We start from the raw sequence: 25,201 nt of genomic DNA, 5'->3' as shown, positions 1-25,201 counted from the left end.
TTTATAGATTTGACGTTATGATTTAACTATGATAAGAGTAAGATTAAATTTAAAAAAAAGGTTAAAGCAAAGGTTTGTGATGTTCACTCTATTGATAAATGCCTTATTTGTCTCATATTTTCTCATAAGACACATAGGAAACACTTCCAATCAAATTATAGCCAAAGAAATAAATATAGGAGCTGATAATGAAAAATAAACAGTCGCAAAATAAAAAAGAAAATCTTTACATAACATATTACATAGATGCTTTGGCTTCAGAGAGGTCCGCTACACAAAATACTCTGGAAAGTTATCGTTCGGATTTACACCAGTTTGAAGAATTTTTATTAGAAAGCGGCACTACCTTGGTTGGCGTAAACAAAACCAATATTAAAGATTATGTGAAATATCTATGTACACAAAAAAAATATAAAAGTAGCTCTATATCAAGAAAAATATCCGCTATGAAAAATTTCTATAAGTGTCTATTTAATGACGGAATAATAGATTTTAATCCAGCACCGGCTAATGATGCTGAATTAAAGAATCCGAAAGTTTCTCGTCCTTTGCCTAAGTATTTAAGTGTCGAAGAAATATTTCTGCTAATGGATGCAGTGAGAAAATCAGCAAGCGAATCGAATAAAGAGATAAGCAGTAAAAGGCTATGTGCGATTTTAGATATCCTTTACTCTTCTGGAATGCGTGTTTCTGAACTAATTGATATGAAGTTATGTGAAGTGTCACATTTAATAAACAGTAATAACAAAGAATGCTATATAATAATAAAAGGAAAAAGTGGTAGAGAGAGGCAAATTCTTTTTAATGAACAAGCATTGCAGAGCCTTAGAAATTATTTATCAGTTCGTGACAATCTGATCCCTAACGAAAAGGAATCCGATTGGCTATTCCCAGGTGATAAACCTAATAAACCAATTACAAGGCAGAGGGTCGGTCAATTAATGAAGGAGTTAGCAAGAAAATGCAATATTGATGAAAATAAGATCTCTCCACACGTGATTAGGCATTCTTTTGCTACCCATCTACTGGATAGCGGAGCAAATATTGTGTTGATACAGAAAGTTCTTGGCCATACTAACCTTTCTACAACACAAATATATACTCATATTGCTAACGAAAAGTTAAAGGACAAATTAGCTGATTCGCATCCTATTACTCAGATGATCAATAATTAAACTTATTGCTTTTAATTTGTAGTAAAGTTAAATTCAAATAAGTTTATGTGAGTTTGTGATTTCAAGTTTATTGTTTAATTTCTTCCTTATATTATGGGAAGTATTCTATACTTTAATTGCTCTCCCTGTAATTTTCTTTCCTGAGTATGTAATAACCATTTTCCTCGTCTGTTCGGTTAGAGTTGTATTATTCATGCTGCGTTTATTATGTGGCATTAAATATGAAGTGAGGGGAATGGAAAACATTCCTAAGCAACCTTTTATCATTGCATCTAAACACCAATCTCCGTTTGAAACATTTATTTTTATACTACTATTTAGAAAAGCGGTTTTTATTTTAAAACGTGAATTGAAATGGATTCCATTCATTGGTTTACATCTTATAGCGCTGAAAATGATTTTTATTAACCGTTCAGATGGTATCAGTTCTATACGCCATATAATTAAACTAGCAAAAATGCGTATAAAAGAAAATAGAAGCATAATAATATTTCCTGAAGGTACAAGAACGACTATAAACCAAAATATAAAATATCAACCAGGTATTGCTGCTTTATATAGCGTATTATCTGTTCCTGTGTTACCGGTTGCTTTAAACACTGGTTTGTTTTGGCCAAAAAGCATACTTTCTCTGAGAAAGAATCCCGGAAAGGCAGTAATAGAAATATTGCCCCCAATATATCCTGGGTTAAACAAAAATGAATTCTTGCAAAGTTTAGAAAAAATTATTGAAGAGAGAAGCAGTAGATTAACCATAGAAAAAACTGATATTGCAAATTAACAAAAAAACTTTATAATTAAAAAAAAAGTACAGTATTTTAGGTATTAATATATGGCAAATCATAAGAGTGCTAAAAAAATGATAAAGGTAATAGCAAAGCGTACTTTAATAAATAAGATGCGGAAAAGTAAAACTCGCACCGCTATTAGAAAATTGGTTGATATAATCAAGTCTGGCGACAAAGAAAATGTTGTTCTGGCATTTCGGAATGCTGAATCTAATTTACACAAGTGTGTGAATAAAGGTGTTATTCATAGGAATACTGCTGCGCGTAAAATAAGTCGCTTAAATGCAAAAGTAAAAGCATTGATGACCGCTTAATACGGTTAATGTAAAGTTAACTGTATTAATATATACTCTTCAGTTTGTATATTCTGTATAAAATTTAAGTAGCTTAAGTGATGGATAAAAAAGTGCTATTAGAACTAAGTAATGGATTAAAAATTGAGCTACCCATATTAAGTGGAACAATAGGTCCTGACGTGTTAAATATCAAGGATTTATATAAGACGACAGGATTATTCACTTATGATCCGGGGTTTGTTTCCACAGCTTCATGTTCTTCTTCGATTACATTTATTGATGGAGATGAAGGAGTTCTTAAATATAGGGGACATGATATAGCTGATTTGGCAGAGAATAATAGTTTTACTGCTGTGATTTATTTATTACTCTATGGTGAACTACCCAGTTCAGAGCAACACAAAAAATTTCTTCTCAAAATACAAGAATCATCCAAAGTATCAGAGCAAGTTACAAATGTAATCAAAGCATTTCCAAAAACTGCTCACCCTATGTCGATTTTAGTTGCATGTTTTGCAAATTTGTCAGCATCTTACCATGAAACACATGGCAACAATGTCAATGGTGAAGATTTAGATTTTGGAATTTCTGCAATAGCACAAGTTCCTGCAATTGTTGCAATGATTTATAGGCATATCAACAATCAGGAATTCATAAATGCTAACAATGAATTAAGTTACAGTGAAAATTTCTTAAAGATGATATTTGGCGATGCTGTTGATAATGATAAAAGCGCCCTTTTTGCAAAAGCTCTGGATAAAATATTTACTCTCCATGCTGATCATGAACAGAATGCTTCTACGGCGGCTGTCAGATTGGTGGGATCGGCTGGTTCTAATCTGTTTGCAAGCCTCTCTGCAGGAGTTGCTACACTTTGGGGACCAGCACATGGTGGAGCTAATGAAGCAGTTATAAATATGCTAAAAGAGATAGAGCAAAGTGAAGATATAGATAAATTCATCGAAAAAGCTAAAGATGATAAAGATCCATTTAAATTGATGGGATTTGGACATCGTGTTTATAAAAATTATGATCCGCGCGCGCGGATATTGAAAGACGCTTGTCATGAGGTTCTAAGTAAACTAGAACAAAATAATGAATTGCTCAAAATTGCAAAAAAACTTGAAGAAATAGCTTTAAAGGATGAATATTTTATCGTGCGTAAGTTATATCCAAATGTTGATTTTTACTCAGGTATAATAATGAATGCTATCGATATTCCCTCAAATATGTTCACGCCTATTTTTGCACTTGCAAGAACCACTGGTTGGGTTACTCAGTGGTATGAAATGATAAATGATAAAGAAACTAAGATCTGTAGACCAAGGCAACTCTATTTTGGTAAATAAATTTATTTTCACTTCATTCACAATTTTTCTTTGAGCAATTTAACTTCTAAGATCTTCAAATATTTTTTTATTACCAGAGAGCAACTGAAGATCCTACTCCAAAACTGTGCTCTATAGCTGACCCAAGCAACACGTCATACCGCGATTCATTCGCGGTATCTCATCCGCTAACACGTAGCAGGATGACGAGGTTATCGTCATACCACCGCGAACCGTCATACCGCCGCAGTATCTCACCCGCTAACAAGTAGCGGGATGACGATTGTCGGTGAACCTAAGTTACTTTAGCTACAAACGTTAAGAAATTTACCAAGTAAAAAAAGGCAAAAGAAACCCCGAGTAGCGAGTTTGACTCTCTAATACTTTAAATTGGCGCTGTAATAATGTGCTGAAGCTTAGTTTAAGCGCGATTTGGCTGAATGTAGAAAAATTTTAAAAGACATGCAGCCGCTATAATTTTATGTAACCCGCCAAAAGATACCTTGAGTTTTTTACTGAATTTTGTCATTGAGCCTGCAGGTCAAAAACAAGTTTTGAGTTATAAATACCCTTAATGCGATGATAAGGGGGCTGGCGGAGTTTGTCAAGTAAGTTTTTTCGTTTCTATTCCCAATAAAAGTTCGTCATATGGTTATGCAAGAAGTCTAATTGGTATAACCATGCATGAATGCTATTTTCGGCAGGATCTCTTACAATGCTCAAAAGCAGAAAAACAAAAACTTGATTTTCGCAGCTAAATAGTGGACCATCAAAAGCACGCATAAATATCTACAATGAAAGAAAAAACTTTCACAATCATCGATGGCTATGGTTTTCTTTTCAGAGCTTACTATGTACTACCTCACTTAATTACCACAACAGGAATGCCAATAGGTGGTGTATATGGCTTTCTGAATATGGTTCTTAAGTACATTGCCCATTCGGACTACTTAACTATAGCACTTGATGCAGGGAAAAAGAATTTTAGGCACAATTTATATCCTGAGTACAAAGCAAACAGAGTAACACCTCCTGAGGATCTAACTCCACAGTTTACCATACTGAGGGAAGCGGTAGAAGCTTTTAACCTCAGCTATGAAGAAATTGAAGGTTATGAAGCAGATGACATAATCGCAACACTAGCTGCAAAATACGCCAATCACCAAGACTTTAAAGTGGTAGTCGTTTCATCAGATAAAGATTTATTTCAACTCTTGAACCACAATATTTTAATATTCGACCCCATTAAAAATATATACATAGATGAAAAACAAGTAATAGAAAAATTTGGTGTAAACTCACATAAGCTTCTTGATTTATTTTCTCTAACTGGTGATGCATCTGACAACATTCCAGGTGTTCCAGGAATAGGTCAGAAGACTGCAGCTAAATTACTAGATGAATTTGATTCATTGAATAATATTATAGAGAACATTGATAACATCGAGCAAACGAGGATTCGTAATATTCTTACCGAACATAAGGAAAAAGCATTAATTTCAAGAGAACTTTTATCACTATGCGAAAAAGTAGACCTTCAACATGATATTGCAAAATATGAAGTCCATTCTCCAAATATGGAGAAACTATTATCCTTTTTAAAGAAGTATGAATTCAATTCCTTAATAGGTAAAATGGAAAAGCTTTTTTCTTACAATGGATCTAGCACAGAAAAGAAAACAGAATATAGTAGTGAAGAGTTAGAGAAATTTTTGGAGCATTGTAAATATGAAGGCAAAATTGCAATTCATTGCCACTTTGAAAACAACTTATTAAATAAAATTTCCTTATCTTATAGCGAAAGTAATATTTTTTATATAGAGCAGGACAGCATACAAGATGCACTCGTTATAATTAACTCAACTTTACTCTCAAATGGGGTGCTTAAAATAATACATAACATTAAAGAGATGAGGAAAATCTTCCCTACAGTGGAGAAGATGCTAGATTCAGTTGATGATTTGATGATAATGTCGTATAGCTTGGATACAGGAAAGCATGATCACAGTATTCCAAACATAATTGCACATAATTTGAGTGGAGATGTAGAAATTTTCTCGGCAAAAACTTTAATAGCAATTCATGAAAAGCTAAAGCAAAGGTTATTTCAGGAAAAATTGTTCACAATTTATGAGCGCTTCGATAAGCCACTTATGAAAGTAATATTTGATATGGAGAAAAATGGAATATTGCTAAATATTCAAAAACTACAGGAGCTATCCGATAAATTTCAGCAGGTAATTGCCGTGCTTGAAGATGAGATATATAACTTAGCAGGGGAAAGATTTAATATTGCTTCGCCAAAGCAATTAAGTGATGTTTTATTTAATAAAATGGGGCTTAATAAAAAGAAAAAGTCAAAATCTGGATCGTATAGCACCAATTATGAAGTTCTAGAGGCACTCGAAGAAGAAGGGGTAGAAATCGCAAGTAAAATTCTAAATTGGCGACATTTAAGTAAATTAAAAGGCACCTACACTGATGCGCTAATAAAGCAAGTTGATCCCATTGATGGTAGGATACACACAAACTTTTCAACGACTGCAACTGCAACTGGAAGGCTGAGCTCCAGCAATCCTAATTTACAGAATATTCCTATCAGAAGCGAAGAGGGAAATCTTATCAGACAAGCGTTTATTGCACCAAAAGGATACAAGATAATTTCTGCCGACTATTCACAAATAGAGTTAAGACTTCTAGCACACGTTGCAAACGTTGCAGCATTTAAAGAAGCTTTTGCAAATGGACAAGATATTCACGATATCACCGCTAGGCAAGTTTTTGGAGTGCAAGAAATAGATGAGCAATTAAGACGCAAAGCAAAATCCATTAATTTTGGAATTATATATGGCATTAGCCCATTTGGTCTTGCAAAGCGGCTTGGAATTACCTTTCAAGAGGCTGCTGAATACATTAATTACTATTTTTCCTGTTACCCAGAAATAAAGGCCTATATGGAAAAAGCAGTGTCTATCGCAAGATTGCATGGTTATGTAGAAACTTTGTTTGGCAGGAGATGCTTCGTCAGAGACATACACAATACAATTCCTTATATGAGACAATTTGCAGAAAGGGCAGCAATAAATGCACCACTGCAAGGAACTGCTGCTGATATAATAAAACGTGCGACGATTCAGCTTTTTGATCAGCTGAAGATAGGTAAAATAATCCTCCAAGTTCACGATGAACTACTGGTTGAAGTAGAAGACGAAAAGGTACAAGAAACAGCAAAACTTATGAAAGACGTAATGGAAAATGCAATAGAAATTTCTATACCACTTGAAGTGGAAGTAAAAATTGGCGACAACTGGGGTCTAAATTCTCTTAATTATGACTTAAACATCGTGAGTTCTAAGAGAATAAATCATTTGAACTAATACGAAAAATATGCTACAATTATAGCATAGGTAAATGCAAATAGGTCAGCCATGACAGGCCCACAAGTAAAAAGTTCAAAACCTCCAAAGTTACCTACTCAGGTAACTAACAAAGATGAGAAAATTTTTGAAAAAGAGGAATATCAGGCAATCTATCGTGCTTTCCTAGATACTTTAGAAAATCCAGAAAAGCAAACGAAACAGGAAATAGAAAAGAAGAAACAGAAATTGAAAGAAGAACTTCCAGATCGAGAAAAACAAGAATTACAGAATGATCTGGGGTTATTAGATGAACGATTAGAGCGATTACAGAATGGAAATGAAAAGAAAATTTTTACTTTTATATCAAAAAATCATGAAGGTATATTCAATAATATTAATCAAGAAGATATAAAGTTACTAAGTGAAGAAAATTTTCTTCAGTTTTTACTTTCCGTATTTGAAAAAATTAGAGAAAAAAATTTAGCTAGTGAAGAGAATTTAAAGAATGACAAAATAAAGCAAGAAGTAGCTGAATGTGTAGCTGATATACGCGGTACAGAAGCTAAAGATTCATTCATAAAGCTTACTGGGTGGCCGTTTGGAATAAAGATAGACCCAAAAAATATTTCCAGCTCTTTTATGAATGAGGTGAAAGAAAAAATACCATTCTTAGGTAAAGATAAAAAAGAAGAGGATGAACCACCGCTCAGTGATGAAGAGATGGTAACAACGTTCTTACGTAAGATTTTTCTTCCTATTTCTTTTTCCATTGCTTCAATATTAATTTTTGGTCCTACTACACTCGCGATAGTTGCTGCTGTTATTGGTACAATATTCGCCATAAAAGGAGGAGTGGAGGTTCTTTTTTCAAATGACAAAAAAGGTACTTTATATAACCCTCATTCACAAGATGAAAAGGAAAGAAAAGAATGGGGTAATGAAATTAGCGATGGTATCAATAAAATTTTAGGAACCCCAGTCGAGAAAGCTAAAGGGAGTGAGCAACTCACTTCTGTTTCTGAACAAATTTCCCAAGGAAAAGAAAAGAGTGAACAACAGCCTGTTTCTGAACAAATTTCCCAGGTAAGAAACGAAGAAAGTAAGCAGTCTACTATGCTTGAACAAGTTGCTGTAGATCAGCTAGCTCAAAACACAGGGCAGCAACCAAGTAAGACTACCTGAGTTTGCCAATAAAGTGAGTTGTGTAAGAGGTCTACTATTATTCTATAACGCATACAACAGGAGTATGATCAGACGGGTTTTCTAGCTTACGCAATCTATCATCTATGTAGCATGTTTCCAATTTATCTACAGCTTGTGGCGATAGTAGCATATAATCTATTCGCATTCCTTGATTGTTTCTGAGTGAATTGCCTTGATAATGCCACCAAGTGAATTGTTGCAAATTGGGGTGGGATATTCTAAACGTGTCTTTAAACCCAAGATTCAAGATTGCTCTTAACTTCTCACGTTCTTTTATATGAAAGCACACTTGGCCATTCAATAAATTTGAATCAAAAACATCAATTTCATCCAGTGCAACATTATAATCACCAGCTATAATAGTTAACTCTTCATTCTTCAACAAAGTGCTCATCCTTTCATATAGGTTATCAAAAAACTTGAGTTTATACTCAAACGTATGAGAGTCTGGGCTTTGACCGTTTGGAACGTATACACTTCCTACCCTTATCTTACTATTGGTATACTTTATCACACATTCTATATAACGTGCTTCTTGATGACTCTCTACAACATCAATTTTTAATTTTTCCAGTATCGGATATTTAGATAAAACACAAACGCCATTTCTTGCAACTTGTCCATAGACAGCACATTCATATCCCAGCTTCTCTATCTCTGCATAAGGAAATTGCTCTTCCGTACATTTTATCTCTTGCAGCAAAATTATATCTATCTGATTATCAACTATAAAACTACAAAGTTGGTTAACTCTTTTACGTATGGAGTTTACGTTCCAAGTTGCAATCTTTAGCATCAACAATCCTTATTAATTATATCAATTAAACTCTCCCCAGTAGGCAACCTCGATGTTATAATTTTTTTCCATTTGATTAACCTTAAACTATCAGCAATGTTTTTACTCATGGTATATGCAACTGTATTATTCATCACATGAGATAGCCCACTTTTTAGAACTAATGAACAAAATACCCTTGCTGTCTGTGAGGAAAAAAAAGCAACACTATCAATTTTACCATCCAACAGTAAATTTTTACACCTATTAGTTAGACTCCTTTTTATAATTGTTTTATAGAGTACAACTTCTCTTACATTAAAATCTTCTTCAGATAATCTCTTTTTTAGGTCACATGATACTTCTTGTCCCCTTATATACAAGAACTTTATTGCGTTTGAATAATGAGCTTTTATGAATGATATCAGACCATCAACGTTGCTGTCTGCTGAGATTATATCAGAAAATCCCAAATTTTTTGCAGCCTGCATGGTTGAATTACCAACCGTAATAATCGGAAAGTCACCCACTTTGCATATTTGACTAAAAGCCTTTACACTGTTTTTACTTGTAGATATTACAACGTCAAATTCGTGTGCAGATATATCAGGATTTAAGTACTTTATTGTGAATACTGGTTCTATAAAAACTTTGTATCCATACTTTCTCAATATATTTCTTGTATTGAACGAGTCCAATAAAGGCCTCGTTAATAAAATAGACTTCATTCTGATTTGCTCCACTATTGGTAAGATCATATCCTTTATAAATAAATTACTGAATAAAAATTTTTATTTTGATGGCTTGAGCAACTATTCAAGTAATTGATGTTGAAATAAGGATACTCAGTCCCCTATTTACCACTAAGCTTTAAATTCACTTATACTTTTTTAATGCTAATTACATTGAACTCTGTTGAATCATTCCATTTACCTGGAGTTATATTGAATACTAATTCTCTCTCATCTAAAGATAAAGTTCCATTATCTATCTTATAGTTATTTGTATAACACTGTTCGATTCTGCTATCTTCTATCCTCTCTTCTATCTGTAAAGATTTTGGATTAAGCATTATATCTTTATGTACGTTTCCATCCGAACGTATATATGTATATAAGTTTTTGAATACCAAATTCTCATATGCATCACGTTCTACTACATATGTACTAAGATCTGTAAGATCTCGATTATCCGTATTATATTCAGATATTACATAATAAGCATTATCCTCAAAAAAATCTGGGTGACTGTTTAAAAAATCCATATACTAACCTCTTTTATTATTAAACTATTAATATTATAGCTAATATTCCTATACAAGTCAAATAAGTTAACTTGTTGACACTTGAACTGCTTTTACAGATGGAGAGAGGGTATCAGTAGGTTTTTCTGCCTGTGGTTTGCTGATCAAAGTCCGAATGATATTAGTTGCCATAATAGCACAACCTAAAATAAAAAAAGGTGTAGAAACAAAATAGATAACAGAAGACTCAAAAAGCGACATAGATGCAATACCTCCTATTAGAAATGAAACGCTGGATATTATATCAAGATAGATCTTCGTTAATTTTTTTTGTCCAGGAGAGTTTTTTACACCAAGCTGCTCATTAAGCTCGCATTTTCGAAAGTGATCAGTACGTGACCATGAATTTAAGCCAAGTGAAATTGCACTTAGTGTGATACTAAGAGCGGCAGAATGTACACTTAGCCCAGAAATATTAAAGACTAATGTTGCTATATATCCAATAAAAAGGGCAGTAGATAGCGCAGTAACTAAGCGTTTCGAGTAAGTTCGTACCTTCTTTCTGTAGGCTAACTTATCTTTTTCACCATACATAGCATAAATATTACCTAATACGTTATATTGTAGCATTAACTAATTCAACAAGCAATATGGAAGCTAAGAGTGCCCGAGAGAAGAGTTGAACTTCCACAACTTAAAAAGTTACTAGCACCTGAAGCTAGCGCGTCTACCAATTCCGCCACCCGGGCTTTTTATAGTTTACTATGTTAAAGTTAAATAATATACTTAAACAATTTTTAGTTCAAAGGTAATGCCAAATCTAGATCAAATATTTTTCGCTCAAAACAATGTTAATATTAATAACGTATATAAAATAGTCAATAACGCTTTGAGCAATAGCGATGGTGGTGAGCTGTTTCTAGAATTTTTCCAGTCGGAGTCCCTAGTTTTTGATGACAATATATTAAAACACGTGGATTTGAATACCAGAAGGGGATTTGGTTTAAGGTCTTTTTGTGAGGATAGTACATCTTTCGTTTGTTCTTCTGAGATTAGCGAAAAAGAAATTAGTAATGCTGCTTCTATGGTAAAAAGCTCAGTGTCTTTAAACAAGACAAATTCAATAAATTTAAATGAAGAGACAAAAAGCCTATATTCGAGGATTAACCCTACAAATGAAATGGATCTGAATTCAAAGATTAAACTACTCAATGAGGTTAATGAGTATGTAAGGTCCAAGAATAACTGCGTGAAGCAAGTAAAAATAACTCTAAGTGGAGAATGGCAAGTCGTACAAATAATAAAGGGTGATCACAGATTAAGCGATATCAGGCCTCTGGTACGTTTTAATGTGTTAGTCATCGTAGAGAAAGATGGTCGAACCGAGAGAGGCTCCGCAGGACACGGTGGAAGGGATTCTTATAGTAAGTTTATTTCTAAGAAAAAGTGGAAAGAAGTTGCAAACCAGGCTTTGGAACAAGCACTGGTAAATCTTGAAGCAATTCCAACTCCGGCCGGAGAAATGGCAGTTATTCTAGGTCCGGGCTGGCCGGGAGTATTGTTGCATGAAGCTGTGGGTCATGGACTCGAAGGCGATTTTAATCGTAAAGGAGTCTCAGCATTTTCAAATTCTATTGGTAAACAAGTAGCAGCTAGTGGCATCACAGTAGTTGATGATGGAACTCTGCATAATTTGCGTGGTTCTATTAGCATAGATGATGAAGGTACTCCACCCAGTTATAATGTATTGATAAAGGATGGAATTCTCAAAGGCTACATGCAGGATCATATGAATGCTAAACTCATGGGTGTGAATCCAACTGGTAATGGTAGAAGAGAAAGTTATAAAGAAGTTACTATGCCGCGCATGACAAACACCTATATGTTACCAGGGAAACATACGCCGGAAGAAATAATATCTAGCGTAAAGAAAGGTCTGTATGCAGTAAATTTCGGTGGTGGGCAAGTTGATATAACGTCAGGGAAATTTGTTTTTTCATCTTCAGAAGCTTACTTAATAGAAAATGGTAAAATTACACAGCCAGTCAAAGGAGCAACACTAATTGGTGATGGGCCAACAGTGCTAAAAAAAGTATCAATGGTTGGCAACGACTTAAAGTTGGACCCCGGTGTTGGCACATGCTCAAAAGATGGACAAAATGTGCCCGTTGGAGTTGGTCAACCAACACTCAAAGTCGACGCAATAACTGTTGGTGGAACTGAGATATAGATAAGGGCTAAAACGGGTTCCAGCGCATGACGCACAATTGTACAAACATTGTAGCCGTTATTCAAGTAGCCCGCAGAAACGAAAAACTTCCTTGACAAACTCCGCCAGGCCCCTTATTATGACAATAAGGGTATTTATGACTCAAAACTTGTTTTTGACCTGCAGGCTCAATGACAAAATTCAGTAAAAAACTTAGGGTATTTTTTGGCGGATTACATAAAATTATAGCGGCTGCATGTCTTTTAAATTTTTTCTGCATTCAGCCAAAACGCGCTTAAACTAAGCGTCAGCACATTATTACAGCGCCAATTAAAGTATTAGAGAGTCAAAACTCGCACCACGGGAGTTCTTTGCCTTTTTTTTCGTTTGGTAAATTTCTTAATGTTTGTAGCTAAAGCAATTTAAGAGACCGAAAATGGTGTCATTCCAGCGCGTGACGCTGGAATCTAGTCTTTATTATGCAGCCACTTATTTAAAGTTAAGTTTTCTGGATCCAAGTAGTCTGGGCACTGGGATGACAGGGGAAGGTACTACCCTGAAAACCGTCATCCCGCTACGTGTTAGCGGGATCTAGAGATAACGCGGCGGTATGACGTAGGATTGCTGTCATCCCGCTATGTGTTAGCGGCTGAGATACCGCGAATGAATCACGGTATGACGCAGAGCTCGCGTTAGCTATACTTTTATACTCACCAACTCATACCAATTCCCACTATACAAAGAACGGATAGACAATAATGGAAAAAAAGCCATACTAAAGTAAGTGAAGTAGCGAGGTATAAATGGCATTAAGATCAAAATTATTGGATGAAAAAGTAGTAGAATCAGCAAAAGAAATGCTGAAGAAAGTAAGGAACAATGCATATGTTTCAAAAAAACTAAATGCTGTAATTGCGGCAAAAAAGCATAGTATAACGGCTGTAGCAAAAATATATTGAATTTCAAGAAGCGCACTAACTTCGTGGATAAAACTCTTGAAATTTGGCAGAGAAGAAAAACTGTTTGCTCCTCCATCACGCCGTAGAAAAACTAAATTAAATCAGGCTCAACTACAGCAAATTGAAGCATGTATAGAAGAAAATCCTAATATTACCATTAAAGAAATGAGAATAAGAATCCAGGAAAAGTTCGGATTAAATATCAGCAAATCTACAGTACACCGCCATATGCAAAAGATGAAATTTTCATATATTACACCAAGACCAGTACACAACGTACAAGATAAAAGTAAACAAGAGGAATTCAAAAAAAAATCTCAATGAAGTTATTGGCAAGTATCCAGAAAAAGAGCTATTTTTCTTTGATGAATCAAGGTTTGGCACACATTCAAAGGTTGGACATGGGTGGTTTAAAAAGGGGATTAGAACACAGGTTAAAACAAAATTAGTTAGGCAAAATTTCTATCTCTATAGTGCGGTTAATCCTAGAAATGGAGAGAGTTCTAGCTTATTTGCACCAAATGTCAACACTGATTGCATGAACATATTTCTTGAGCAGATGTCGCAATATCTAGAAACACGAGAGGCTTTTCTCGTTATGGACTGTGCTAGTTGGCATAGGTCAAAAAATTTAAAGGTAGCTAAAAATATCGACATTATATACCTACCTACATATTCACCTGAGCTAAATCTTGTTGAGAGGCTTTGGTTATATATAAAACAGAACATTTTGCGCAATAAAATATACGATACAATTGCTCTGCTTTAGGGTGCTTTGTGCAAATTTATTACTTCTCTTGCCAGCTCCACAATTAAACAACTCTGCAATTTCTCCTATTTGACTGACCAACAATGAGAATTAGTATAACTATATTCAACCAACACTAGGTATACAACACAATTTATGCAAAATCAATAAAATTTTATCTTTTAAGAATAAGTAAATTACAGTAATTACGCGTTGTTACAAACGTGGATTTTAGGTATCATAGCCTATACTTTACTGTAACAATAACATGCCAGACGTAGTCACGAGATTCGCTCCATCACCAACAGGGTTTTTGCACATTGGAGGGGCTCGTACTGCGTTATTTAATTGGCTCTACGCGAGGCACCATGGTGGCAGGTTTTTGCTAAGGATTGAGGACACCGACAGAAAACGTTTAACACAAGAAGCAATTGATGCAATTATAGAAGGGCTAAAATGGCTCTGTGTGAGTTATGATGGAGAAATAGTATATCAGTCAAAAAGAATAGAGCGGCATAAAGAAGTAGCAAACCTTTTAGTTGAGAAGGGTAGGGCGTATCACTGTTATTGCCCTGAGGATGAAGTTGCAGAAAAGAAAATAAAAGCAAGAGAAGAGGGCAAGATATACAAGCATAAATGTACTACAAAACCTCCTTCTTGTCATCCCAGTGCTCGACACTGGGATCCAGAAAAAAATATGTGGATTCCAGCGTCACGCGCTGGAATGACATCGGGTGTGAGGTCAGTTATCCGTTTCAAAGTGCCAGACTCGCAAGAGATCGTCATTGATGATAAAATATACGGCCAAATCAAAGTAAGTAGTGAGCAGCTTGATGATATAGTGATCTTACGCTCTGATAACACTCCAACATATATTTTTGCCGTAGTGGTTGACGATCATGATGCTGGAATAACTGATGTAATACGTGGCTCTGACCATCTCACTAATACCTTTAAACAGCTGCTAATATACCAGGCTCTTGATTTTGACATTCCACGCTTTGCACATGTGCCGCTTATCCATGGGGAAGATGGGAATAAGCTATCCAAAAGGCATGGTGCCACAAGCGTTTGCGATTATGAAAAGATGGGAATATTGCCAAAAGCGATGCGTAATTACTTGCTGAGACTTGGCTGGAGTCACGGCAACGATGAGATTATTAGCGATGAGCAAGCAATAGAGTGGTTTAATTTAGAAAGTATTGGTCGTTCACCTGCACGGCTCGATTTCAAAAAACTGGAGCATTTGAATAACCACTATATTAGTAATATGAGCAATGAAGATATTCTGACTCTAATGCTTAGAGAAAATACTCTAACTGACAAAAAAAAGGGCTATTTACTGCAGGGACTGACAGAGCTGAAAAAAAGAGCAAACTACCTGACCGAATTATTGGATTTAGCAAAATTTTATATTCAAGATCCGCCACTTGATTTAAGTGAAGAAGCTTGTCAAATTGTCAAATCTAACCTCAATATAATTAAGTTACTCGCATCATTTCTGTCAAAGATCGGTGATGAAAATTGGAATAAGGGTTTTTTATCTTCTCAGATCAAGGAATGTGCAAAATCACATGATATGAAAATAAGCGGTGTATACCACTCATTACGTGCCCCTATAACTGGAGTAATGGATGCACCTGGAATCATCGATATCATGGTGATTCTTGGTAAAGACGAGTGTATAAGAAGGTTACAAGCAATTTAAATGAAATAAGAAAATTCCTTGACAAGCCTAGCCAGCCCCCTTATCATGAAACTGAAGGTATTCAGTTATCTTCATCTGTGCAGATTAAACAGCAAGAAAACAAGGTAGTTGGCGTCTTATTTTTAATTTTTTGCACTATGTGCACCTTATGTCTTCACAATATTTCTAGGTTTTTACCTACACAAGCTGAAACGCGCTTATAAGTCGTTTAAGACAGTATAGTACGCCAATTTGCAGGATTAGAGAGTGACAACTAGCTAACACAGGATTTCTTTTGCCTTTTTTTTCGTTTGGTAAATTTCTTAATGTTTGTAGCTGAAGCAATTTAAGAGACCGAAAGTGGTGTCATTCCAGCGCGTGACGCTGGAATCTAGTTTTCCATATAATCTAATCGAAAACGTTGTGTTTTAACAACCACTTTCTATGATAGTTTGCTTGCTTACAAGCAAACTTTCCTGGATCCCAGTGTCTGGGCACTGGGATGACAGGGGAAGTAGGCTACTTGAATGACATCCTCCCTTGTGGACTCAAATCACAACGTTCGTACAGTTATGGTGGTATGATATGGAAAAATCTCTAGCCATAAGACACAAAACCTAATGGAAAAAACTGCGAACGCCAGTGAAAAACATAGCAATTTTATTTTCATTTGCAGCTTTTATCACATCTTGATCTTTCAGCGAGCCACCAGGCTGAATTATAGCTGTAATTCCATGTTTTGCACTTTCTACTATGCTATCTGGGAATGGAAAAAATGCATCTGAAGCAAGCACTGCACCTTTACATTTTTCACCTGCTTTTTTTACTGCAATGTTCACACTATCTATTCTGCTTGTTTGCCCTGAACCGATGCCAATAGCACAACCATCTTTTGCTATAACTATTGCGTTGGATTTCACATGTTTACATATTTTCCAGGCAAAAATAAGATCTTCCTTTTCTTTTTCTGTTGTAGTGCATTCTGTTACTTGTTCTGCTTTTATTGTGTGGTCATTATTTTCTTGCACCAAAAACCCACCAACAACATTTTTAGTTTGGTATTTCACATTTTGTTGGAAAGATTTATGAATAATCACTCTTAAATTTTTCTTTCTTTGCAAAATTTTTAGTGCTTCATTGCTGACTGAAGGTGCTATCACTACTTCCAAAAATATCTCGTTTAATTTTTCTGCTAGCTTTAAATCTATCTCCCGATTTAAAGCTACTATACCACCAAAACTGCTTACTTCATCACACGATAGGGCCTTTTCATATGCCTCCAAAGCATTATCACCAACAGCAGTGCAACATGGGTTATTGTGCTTTATTATCACTGCTGCAGGCTCTTTAAACTCAGAAATTATGTTAAGTGCGGACTCTATATCTACTATATTATTATAACTCAACTCTTTCCCATGTATTTTTTCTAGCGGATATTTGGTAAATTGATTACTATAAAATGCAGCTTTTTGATGGGGATTTTCACCATACCTGAGTTCTTGTACTTTATGTCCATATAGTGCAAAAAACTCTGGCAACTCATTATTTTTACTCTGGGATAAAAACCAACTGTGAATATTAGAATCATAGTGTGCAGTGAGAGCAAATGCTTTGGTTGCTAAATGTTTTCTATATTCCAATGTTGTTTCATTGTTATTTTTTATCATCTCAGCTTTTAGTGCTTCATAGTCTTGAATGCTAGAAATAACTGAGGTAAAACAAAAGTTTTTTGCTGCAGCTCTAATTAACGCCACTCCGCCGATATCAATTTGTTCTATAATTTGATCTTCATTTGAGCCGCTACTTACTGTCTCCCAAAATGGGTATAGGTTAGTTATAAGCAGGTCTATTGGCTCAACACCTAGATTTTGCATTTCCGTTTTGTGCTTTTCTCTATTGCAAAGTATTCCTCCATGAATTTTAGGGTGTAAAGTTTTTACTCTACCACCCAGTATCTCTGGAAATTGTGTGTAATCTGAGACCTCTTGTGTTTTTATTCCGGCATCAGATAGTGCTTTATAAGTATTTCCCGTTGAGAGAATTTCTATTTGTTGCTGCATTAAAAACGATGCAAGATCAATTATATTCGTTTTGTCGTATACTGATATTAAAGCTCTTTTTATTTTCATTTTTGTACAGAAAGTTTTTTAAGATTATATCTAAGAAAAGGAAATTTAGCTATTATATTTCTACACTAATTTAAAGCAGACTATTCTATAAATTTTTTTACCATGCTTGATTTCAAGCCACGAATAAAATCTTCAATACTGCAAGGATTTCTCCCTTCCATTTGTACAACTTTAGGAATTAAAGTGCCACCTTTTAAACTTATGTGCATATTATCGTTAACAATCTTACCTTGTTCTGAAGCGAGAGCTTCAAAGTCAGCATCAAGTATCCTGATACGTTTATTCTCTATCTTGATGAACGCTTTTGGGTAAAACGCTTTAACCTTTCTATAAGCAACCTCACAAGCATCACTTGCATAAATTTTATAGTCTTCCACTTTGTCAGCGTAACATGAATCATTATCGTTCTGTTTTAAGGGAACCTGTTTTTCAATTTCGTTTAGCACTTTCAGCAGTAAATCACTGCCTAATTCAGACAATTTATCATGCAATGTCTTGTAGTTATCGTTCTTTTCGATAAGAAATTTTTCCTGTTTTAAAATAGGGCCGGAATCTAATCCTTTATCCAATTGCATAATGCTAACCCCGGTTTCTTGATCTCCTGCTAAAATTGTGTGCTGTATCGGAGCTGCACCACGCCACCTTGGTAGTAATGAAGGATGAATATTAATACAACCATATTTAGGAATATTCAAAATTTTTCTTGGAAGTATCAATCCATACGCAGCAACAACTGCAACGTCTGGTTTGAAATTTCTAAATTTTTCTTGCTCTGCCAAAAACTTTAGAGAGATAGGAGTACATACCTCTATGTTACTTTCTTCAGCGATAACATGTACTGGAGATTTCGTTGGCTTCTGTCCACGTCCTGAAGGTTTTGGAGCCTTGGTGTATACTGCTACCACTTCGCTCTTTGATTTCAGTAACAAGCTCAGAGAATTAACAGCAAATCCTGGTGATCCCATGAAAATAATTCTCATGCTTTCAAGTGTTTTTGCTTTAAGAATTCTCCGCTAATTTACCACTTACAGCTTCTACTAATTTGGCAAAATCATCCTTATAATTAACGGCCATCTCAGCAAGAATTTTTCTATTTAAATCAATGCCGGCAAGTGTAAGACCATGCATAAACCTACCATAAGTAAGCCCATGCTCTCTTGCTGCTGCATTAATACGTATTATCCATAAGCTACGGAAATCACGTTTACGGGTTCTTCTGTCTCTGTAAGCATATTGCAGTGCTTTTTCAACTCTTTGTAATGCAATTCTATAACAGCTTTTTGCACGTCCTCTATAACCCTTTGCCAGTTTCAATATTTTTTTATGACGAGCGTGAGTAGTGACTCCACGTTTTACTCGAGCCATTTTATTTTACCTCCATTTTGTTAAATACCATAAGGCATATAAAGCTTAACTATACGCGAGTCAGATTTACCAAGAATCGTTGTACCGCGCTGATTACGAATATTAGATTTACTTCTCTTTACCATGCCATGCCTTTTGCCTGACTGAGTAGAAATGACTTTACCCTTAGCTGTAAGGTGAAAGCGCTTTTTAACAGAAGATTTGGTTTTTAATTTTATTCTCTTCATATTCCAAATAAATTTACAAACACTACTATTGAGTTCTTTAATAGTAATTAAGCATTAGTATAAATAATTTTATTAAAGAATCAAATTAAAATTGTATATTAAAGGAGTTTAAAAGTAATTACGCCCAATATGTGTGTTATACCTTCTTTATTCCCAAGTGGCAACAATACTTGCCTCATTTTAACACTTTCACTTTCTTCCTCTTCATTGATTGGGCATTTACTCTCTATTACAGCATCAAGTTTATCAATAACTGCATCTATTTTATATAGTCGCAAAAATGGTGCATCAATTGCATACTTATTATCAATGCGCGCCTTTTTCTCAAAACCATAGAATTCAACAGCCTTTTCTCCTGCATTTTCACAAATATAACCTTGATCCTTGACTTCAATGATAAAACAATGCTGCCATGACTCCATTATTTCTGCAGTGTCTATTTCGTGCCTTTCTGGCCAATCTCTGTCTGGTCCTTTTATGTCACTCCAGTGTTGAGTTACCACATTTGCTATTCTTTTTTCTTTGCCTACATAAATTTCCATTCCAATTTCCACATATAAAACACAGATATGAGGTGAATTTATCGTGAATATATTGATTTTTCCTTACCACAAGGTGCATATCACTAGAAGTTCTGAGATCTAGAGAGTGGTGGTATTGTAATTGATTTTATTTCCATTGCAGCTTATTATTCATGAATAATCTCAATAAAAATAATGAAGTTAAGTGAAATCAGAGAAAGATTTATAAAATTTTTTTTAAGTAATGACCACGAGCAGGTTTCTTCTTCTCCTTTGATTCCAGAACATGACCCAACGCTCATGTTTACAAATGCTGGTATGGTGCAGTTTAAAAATATTTTTACTGGTGCTCAAAAAACTGAAATGAAACGTGCTGTCTCAAGTCAAAAGTGCCTAAGAGCAGGCGGTAAACACAACGATCTTGAAAATGTTGGCTATACAACTCGGCATCACACATTTTTTGAAATGCTCGGAAATTTTAGCTTCGGTGATTACTTTAAGGAAACTGCGATAGAATTTGCGTGGAAATTTATCACTAAGGAGTTATCTCTTGATAAAAACAGACTATCCATAACCGTCTACCATACTGATGATGAGGCGTACGAGATTTGGCGTAAGATAAGTGGCTTTTCAAGTGATAAAATCATAAGAATTACAACGGATGATAACTTTTGGAGTATGGGAAGCACTGGTCCATGCGGTCCATGTTCTGAAATTTTTTATGACCATGGGAGTCCTAATTTACAAGACGACGATAGAATTGTTGAAATCTGGAATCTAGTATTCATGGAGTTTAACAAAGATGAAGAAGGTAATTTACACAAATTGCCAAAAAAATGCATCGATACTGGAATGGGTCTTGAGAGAATAGCTACTGTAATGCAAAATGTCCATGATAACTATGATATTGATCTATTTTCTGCTCTGATCAATAAATCTCAAGAGTACTGTGGAAGAACGGAAAATAAAATAGCGCATAAGATCGTAGCAGATCATCTTCGCGCGGCTGCATTTCTCATCGCAGAAGGAGTGCTTCCTGGAAATGAGGGCAGGAATTACGTATTACGCAGATTAATTAGGAGAGCCGCGCGTTATATCCACCTGCTTGGATATAATGATTCTCTACTCCATCGCATTTTTCTTGCGCTGATAGATAGCACGAGTTCGGCTTATATGGGAGATGTTTATCCTGAATTAGTCAGAGCCAAAAGCTTAATAGAAACGACGTTAAAATCAGAGGAAGAAAACTTTAAAGACACTTTGATGAAAGGTATCAATCTTCTGGAGAAATTCACTACAGATTTAAAATCGGGCGATACTTTACCTGGAGAATCAGCATTTAAGCTATATGACACCTATGGGTTTCCTTTGGATATTACACTTGATGTTTTAAAAGAGAAAAAAATAAATTTTGACCAGAAGGGTTTTGATGATGCAATGGGAGAACAAAAAGAGAGAGCACGTGCTAAATGGGCTGGATCTGGTGAAAAATCTGTTGAGCAAGTATGGTTTGATTTTATCAATAAATTTGGCAAAACAAAATTTGTTGGTTATGAGTTCAATGAAGTAAGTGATGCGAAAATACTAGCTATAGTTTCCTCTAAAAATGAAGTAATTGATTCTGCAAAGGAGGGAGAAAAGATAACCATTATACTTGATAAAACACCTTTTTATGGCGAGTCAGGTGGACAGGTGGGGGATACTGGAAGTTTCATTGTCCCTTCTGTCATCCAAGTAGCGGACACTGGGATCCAGAAAGAAGAAAACACGTGGTCACGCGCTGGAATGACGACAGATCGCATTGCTGGAAGTATGGTTATAGTGGAAAATACCAATAAGATTAATGACCTATGTTTGCACAGATGCATAGTTAAATTCGGCTCAATTTGTAAAGGTGATGTAGTTACAGCAAACATCGACAAGGAAAGAAGGCAAACCTTAAGAAGAAATCATTCGGCTACGCATCTTCTGCACTTTGCATTGAGGAAAATCTTGGGTGATCATGTCACTCAAAAAGGTTCCCTAGTTGCACCAGATAGACTGAGATTCGACTTCAGCCATAACACTCAAGTGACTCAAGATCAGTTATTCTGGGTAGAGGATATGGTAAACTCTCTAATCAGAGAAAATCTTTCTGCATCTACAAAAATTCAAAGCATGAATCAGGCAATAGATGAAGGAGCCATGGCGTTGTTTGGTGAAAAATATGGTGATCAGGTTAGAGTTGTAAATATTGGAGATTCGAAAGAGCTATGTGGTGGCACGCACGTTGAACATACTGGAGAAATCGGTTTATTTAAGATAGTAACAGAAAGTTCTGTTGCTTTTGGAGTGAGGAGAATTGAAGCTTTAACTGGTCAGGAAGCAATCAATTATGTACGTGATAATGAAATTAACTTAAAAAAAGTTGCAGAATTCGTAAAAGTGCCAGTAAGTGAAATAACAAGCAGATTAAGTGTTTTAAGTCAAGAACACAAAAAATCCGAAACCAAAATAAGAAACCTATATAAAAAGCTTGTGAGTGCAGAGAATATAAAAAGCACTGAAATAAATGGAATAAATTTTATAAGCCACACTTTCACTGATATTCCAGCAAATGTAATAAGAGAGTTTGTTTTGCAGCAACAAAAACCAAAAACGGTAATAGCTTTCACGGCAACAGAAAAAGATAAAACAGTCTTGATTATTAAAGTAAGTAAAGACTTAATCAATAAGATTAGCGCAAAAGAACTAATATCAATAGCAGCTGAAAAGAACTGTGGTGGGAATGCTGAACTTGCACAAACAGGCTGTGATAGCAATAAAATAGATGATGCTATTACAGCCATTTATAGCAAAATAACCGCTTCTAAGGACTAATACACTCTACGTCATACCGCCGCAGACCGTCATACTGCCGCGGTATCTCATCCGCTAACAAGCAGCGGAATGACGGTTGTCATGGTGTCATGAAAGTAGCTGACACTGGTTTCCATCCAAGAGGGTGTTATCCCAGTGCCCAGACTACTTGGATCCAGAAAACTTAACTTTAAATAAGTGGCTGCATAATAAAGACTAGATTCCAGCGTCACGCGCTGGAATGACACCATTTTCGGTCTCTTAAATTGCTTTAGCTACAAACATTAAGAAATTTACCGAGTGAAAAAAAAGGCAAAAGAAGCCCCGTGGTGCGAGTTTTGACCCTATAATAATTTAAACTGGCGCTGTAATAATGTGCTAACGCTTAAAATAAGCGCGATTTAGCTGAATGTAGAAAAAATAAAAAAGACATGTAGCCGCTATAATTTTATGTAATCCGCCAAAAAATACCCTAAGTTTTTTACTGAATTTTGTCATTGAACCTGCAGGTCAAAAACAAGTTTTGAGTCATAAATACCCTTATTGTCATAATAAGGGGGCTGGCGAAGGATGTCAAGCAAGTTTTTTCGTTTAATCCGTTTCTATAAATCCAGATTTCAGCGTTATGCGCTGGAATGACAACGTAAGGTAAATTTTTCAACATCCAAAATTACAGAATTTAGTCTGTTTAATTAAGTGTGAACTGTTACACGAAAATTTTGTAAACAGATTAATATGCCCTGTTTTTGCTATTCATCTAAAAATGGAACCATAGAGTACGTTGATGAGCATAAGCAAATTTTAATGCAAAAATTACTATCAGAAAATAGATTATGCAAGAGGTCTAATTATTCTGCCGCAATTTTGCTCTATCACACTTGCCACATTTAATATTCCAGCTTCGTCATAATAATTTCCAATCACTTGTAAGGCAAGTGGTAAACCCTCATTGGAAAGCCCAACAGGAACAGAAATAGCAGGCAATCCTGCAAGACTTGCTGGCACGGTAAACACATCATTGATGCACATAATTAGCGGATCTGGCTTTTCATTTAAGCCAAAAGCTTCTGTTGGAGCAGATGGCACAAGTATGTAATCTATTTTTTCAAATGCTTTTATAAAATCATTTCTGATTAATGCTCTAATGCACTGCGCTTTTTCGTAATATTCATTATAATGACCTGAAGAAAGCGCATAAGCGCCAATTAAAATTCTTCTTTTCACCTCTTTACCAAAACCTTCTGCTCTTGTTAGTGAATACATTTCTTCAAGGGTATCAGCATCAACCCTTAATCCATAACGCACGCCATCGTAACGAGCAAGATTGGATGAAGTTTCAGCAGAACAGATTAAATAATAGACCGGTATTGCATATTTAGTATGTGGCAGAGTAATGTCAACAACTTCAGCGCCATTTTCTTTTAAATAGGAAGCAACTCTTTCCCAATTATGAACTATTTCCTCTGAAATTCCATCCATCCTATATTCTTTTGGTATACCAATACACTTACCCTTGACATCACCATTTATAAAGCTAGAAAATTCAGGTACTGACTTTTCGCTCGATATTGAATCTTTTTTATCATAGCCACAAATTACTTCCAGCATTAATGCTGAATCAGAGACAGAACGAGTAATGACTCCTGCTTGGTCCAGAGAACTCGCAAATGCAATCATACCAAAACGCGAGCATCTTCCATAAGTTGGCTTTATTCCAACTACTCCACAATAAGCTGCTGGTTGGCGTACAGATCCACCGGTGTCGCTTCCTAACGCTCCAGCGCATAAAAATCCAGCAACCGATGCTGCAGATCCACCAGATGATCCACCAGGAACAACTTTTTCCCCATCACTTTTTCTAATCCACACATTTTCAACAGGGCCAAAATAGCTGTTTGTGTTCGCAGAACCCATAGCAAATTCATCCATATTAAGCTTACCGAGTATGGCTGCTCCACTTTTTAAAAGCAAGTCAGACACCGTAGATTCGTAAGTCGGAACGAAATTTTCCAGCATTTTTGAGCATGCTGTTGTTTTTATTCCTTTTGTACAGAATAGATCTTTGATGCCAACTGGTATACCCATGAGCGGCGAGATTAAATCATCCTTTTGCCTAGAGAAATGTTCATCTGCAGCTTTAGCAGCTTTCATTGCTATCTCTGGGGTTTTTGTTATAAATGCATTTAATTTCTCATTTTCAACCGCACTGATGTGCGCCTCCACGAGTTCAACAGCGGAAAAACTCCTTTTTTTGAGCCCGTCATGCATTTGTGTAATACTTAACTTTTTTAGTTCATTCATCAATATTTAATTTTTAGCAAGACGTTAATTATAACATGGCACGATAAAAA

The 25,201-nt window shown here is 35.4% G+C and carries 19 protein-coding genes, 1 tRNA gene and 1 pseudogene; 10 read left to right on the top strand and 11 right to left on the bottom strand.

All coding sequences use genetic code 11. The features are described 5' to 3' along the window. Positions 1–188: 188 nt before the first annotated feature. The 6 genes from OPR24_RS04450 (at position 189) to OPR24_RS04425 (ending at position 8,128) form a co-directional block, all read left to right on the top strand. Complete coding sequence (locus tag OPR24_RS04450) at positions 189–1,175, top strand: tyrosine recombinase (RefSeq protein WP_253309350.1); 987 nt, start codon at positions 189–191, stop codon at positions 1,173–1,175. A 55-nt stretch (positions 1,176–1,230) separates the two neighbouring features. Beyond that, the gene (locus OPR24_RS04445) at positions 1,231–1,956 is read left to right on the top strand and encodes a lysophospholipid acyltransferase family protein (RefSeq protein ID WP_319604560.1); all 726 of its coding nucleotides are present in this window, start codon (positions 1,231–1,233) and stop codon (positions 1,954–1,956) included. A gap of 51 nt (positions 1,957–2,007) precedes the next feature. Then, positions 2,008–2,277 carry a 30S ribosomal protein S20 gene (gene rpsT, locus OPR24_RS04440; RefSeq protein ID WP_006279236.1) on the top strand — a complete coding sequence of 90 codons (270 nt, stop codon included), beginning with the start codon at positions 2,008–2,010 and terminating at the stop codon, positions 2,275–2,277. Positions 2,278–2,357: 80 nt separating this feature from the next. After that, positions 2,358–3,608, top strand: a complete 1,251-nt coding sequence (locus tag OPR24_RS04435) for a citrate synthase (RefSeq protein WP_253309349.1) — start codon at positions 2,358–2,360, stop codon at positions 3,606–3,608. 773 nt (positions 3,609–4,381) lie between these two features. Further along, a complete protein-coding gene (polA, locus tag OPR24_RS04430; protein ID WP_265032814.1) occupies positions 4,382–6,964 on the top strand; it encodes a DNA polymerase I in 2,583 nt (860 codons plus the stop codon). Positions 6,965–7,192: 228 nt separating this feature from the next. Then, the gene (locus OPR24_RS04425; RefSeq protein WP_320157115.1) at positions 7,193–8,128 is read left to right on the top strand and encodes a hypothetical protein; all 936 of its coding nucleotides are present in this window, start codon (positions 7,193–7,195) and stop codon (positions 8,126–8,128) included. 37 nt (positions 8,129–8,165) lie between these two features. On the opposite strand, the gene OPR24_RS04420 is transcribed toward OPR24_RS04425, so the two are convergent. The 5 genes from OPR24_RS04420 to OPR24_RS04400 form a co-directional block, all read right to left on the bottom strand. Next, positions 8,166–8,945, bottom strand: coding sequence for an exodeoxyribonuclease III (locus OPR24_RS04420; RefSeq protein WP_265032810.1), 780 nt, complete (start codon positions 8,943–8,945; stop codon positions 8,166–8,168). After that, on the bottom strand, positions 8,945–9,652 hold the full coding sequence (locus OPR24_RS04415; RefSeq protein ID WP_265032808.1) for a uroporphyrinogen-III synthase: 708 nt from the start codon (positions 9,650–9,652) through the stop codon (positions 8,945–8,947). Before OPR24_RS04415 ends, OPR24_RS04420 begins: the two co-directional genes overlap by 1 nt. Before the next feature lie 152 nt (positions 9,653–9,804). Beyond that, positions 9,805–10,188 (bottom strand): hypothetical protein, encoded by a 384-nt coding sequence (locus OPR24_RS04410; RefSeq protein WP_265032807.1) that lies wholly within the window; start codon positions 10,186–10,188, stop codon positions 9,805–9,807. A 66-nt stretch (positions 10,189–10,254) separates the two neighbouring features. Next, positions 10,255–10,761 carry a hypothetical protein gene (locus OPR24_RS04405; protein ID WP_265032804.1) on the bottom strand — a complete coding sequence of 169 codons (507 nt, stop codon included), beginning with the start codon at positions 10,759–10,761 and terminating at the stop codon, positions 10,255–10,257. A gap of 70 nt (positions 10,762–10,831) precedes the next feature. Beyond that, positions 10,832–10,916, bottom strand: a tRNA-Leu gene (locus tag OPR24_RS04400). A gap of 62 nt (positions 10,917–10,978) precedes the next feature. Between OPR24_RS04400 and tldD the strand changes: the two genes are divergently transcribed. From tldD to gltX, 3 genes and pseudogenes are all read left to right on the top strand, one after another. Beyond that, positions 10,979–12,397 carry a metalloprotease TldD gene (tldD, locus tag OPR24_RS04395; protein WP_265032802.1) on the top strand — a complete coding sequence of 473 codons (1,419 nt, stop codon included), beginning with the start codon at positions 10,979–10,981 and terminating at the stop codon, positions 12,395–12,397. Positions 12,398–13,179: 782 nt separating this feature from the next. Beyond that, a pseudogene (locus OPR24_RS04390) lies at positions 13,180–14,191 on the top strand (IS630 family transposase). Between the two features lie 160 nt (positions 14,192–14,351). Beyond that, complete coding sequence (gene gltX / locus OPR24_RS04385) at positions 14,352–15,791, top strand: glutamate--tRNA ligase (protein WP_265032800.1); 1,440 nt, start codon at positions 14,352–14,354, stop codon at positions 15,789–15,791. Between the two features lie 596 nt (positions 15,792–16,387). Here gltX and purH read toward each other — a convergent pair. The 5 genes from purH to OPR24_RS04360 form a co-directional block, all read right to left on the bottom strand. Beyond that, positions 16,388–17,899 (bottom strand): bifunctional phosphoribosylaminoimidazolecarboxamide formyltransferase/IMP cyclohydrolase, encoded by a 1,512-nt coding sequence (purH, locus tag OPR24_RS04380; protein WP_265032799.1) that lies wholly within the window; start codon positions 17,897–17,899, stop codon positions 16,388–16,390. Between the two features lie 80 nt (positions 17,900–17,979). Continuing rightward, entirely contained in the window at positions 17,980–18,879 is a 900-nt protein-coding gene (gene fmt, locus OPR24_RS04375; protein ID WP_265032798.1) for a methionyl-tRNA formyltransferase, read from the bottom strand. Positions 18,880–18,898: 19 nt separating this feature from the next. Next, a complete protein-coding gene (rplT, locus tag OPR24_RS04370) occupies positions 18,899–19,264 on the bottom strand; it encodes a 50S ribosomal protein L20 (RefSeq protein WP_064125369.1) in 366 nt (121 codons plus the stop codon). 20 nt (positions 19,265–19,284) lie between these two features. Next, positions 19,285–19,491: a 50S ribosomal protein L35 gene (gene rpmI, locus OPR24_RS04365; RefSeq protein WP_064125368.1), complete on the bottom strand. Its 207-nt coding sequence runs from the start codon at positions 19,489–19,491 to the stop codon at positions 19,285–19,287. 98 nt (positions 19,492–19,589) lie between these two features. Further along, positions 19,590–20,033, bottom strand: a complete 444-nt coding sequence (locus tag OPR24_RS04360; protein WP_265032797.1) for a PAS domain-containing protein — start codon at positions 20,031–20,033, stop codon at positions 19,590–19,592. 174 nt (positions 20,034–20,207) lie between these two features. On the opposite strand from OPR24_RS04360, the gene alaS reads away from it, so the two are divergent. Continuing rightward, the gene (alaS, locus tag OPR24_RS04355; protein ID WP_265032796.1) at positions 20,208–22,871 is read left to right on the top strand and encodes an alanine--tRNA ligase; all 2,664 of its coding nucleotides are present in this window, start codon (positions 20,208–20,210) and stop codon (positions 22,869–22,871) included. A gap of 810 nt (positions 22,872–23,681) precedes the next feature. Here alaS and gatA read toward each other — a convergent pair. Then, positions 23,682–25,151 carry an Asp-tRNA(Asn)/Glu-tRNA(Gln) amidotransferase subunit GatA gene (gene gatA / locus OPR24_RS04350; RefSeq protein ID WP_265032794.1) on the bottom strand — a complete coding sequence of 490 codons (1,470 nt, stop codon included), beginning with the start codon at positions 25,149–25,151 and terminating at the stop codon, positions 23,682–23,684. Between the last annotated feature and the right edge of the window lie 50 nt (positions 25,152–25,201).

This window comes from Wolbachia endosymbiont (group A) of Sicus ferrugineus (assembly GCF_947251515.1).
Classification (GTDB): Bacteria; Pseudomonadota; Alphaproteobacteria; order Rickettsiales; family Anaplasmataceae; genus Wolbachia.
Note: the sequence above shows the minus strand (reverse complement) of the source record. Positions and strands in the feature narration are given on the sequence as shown.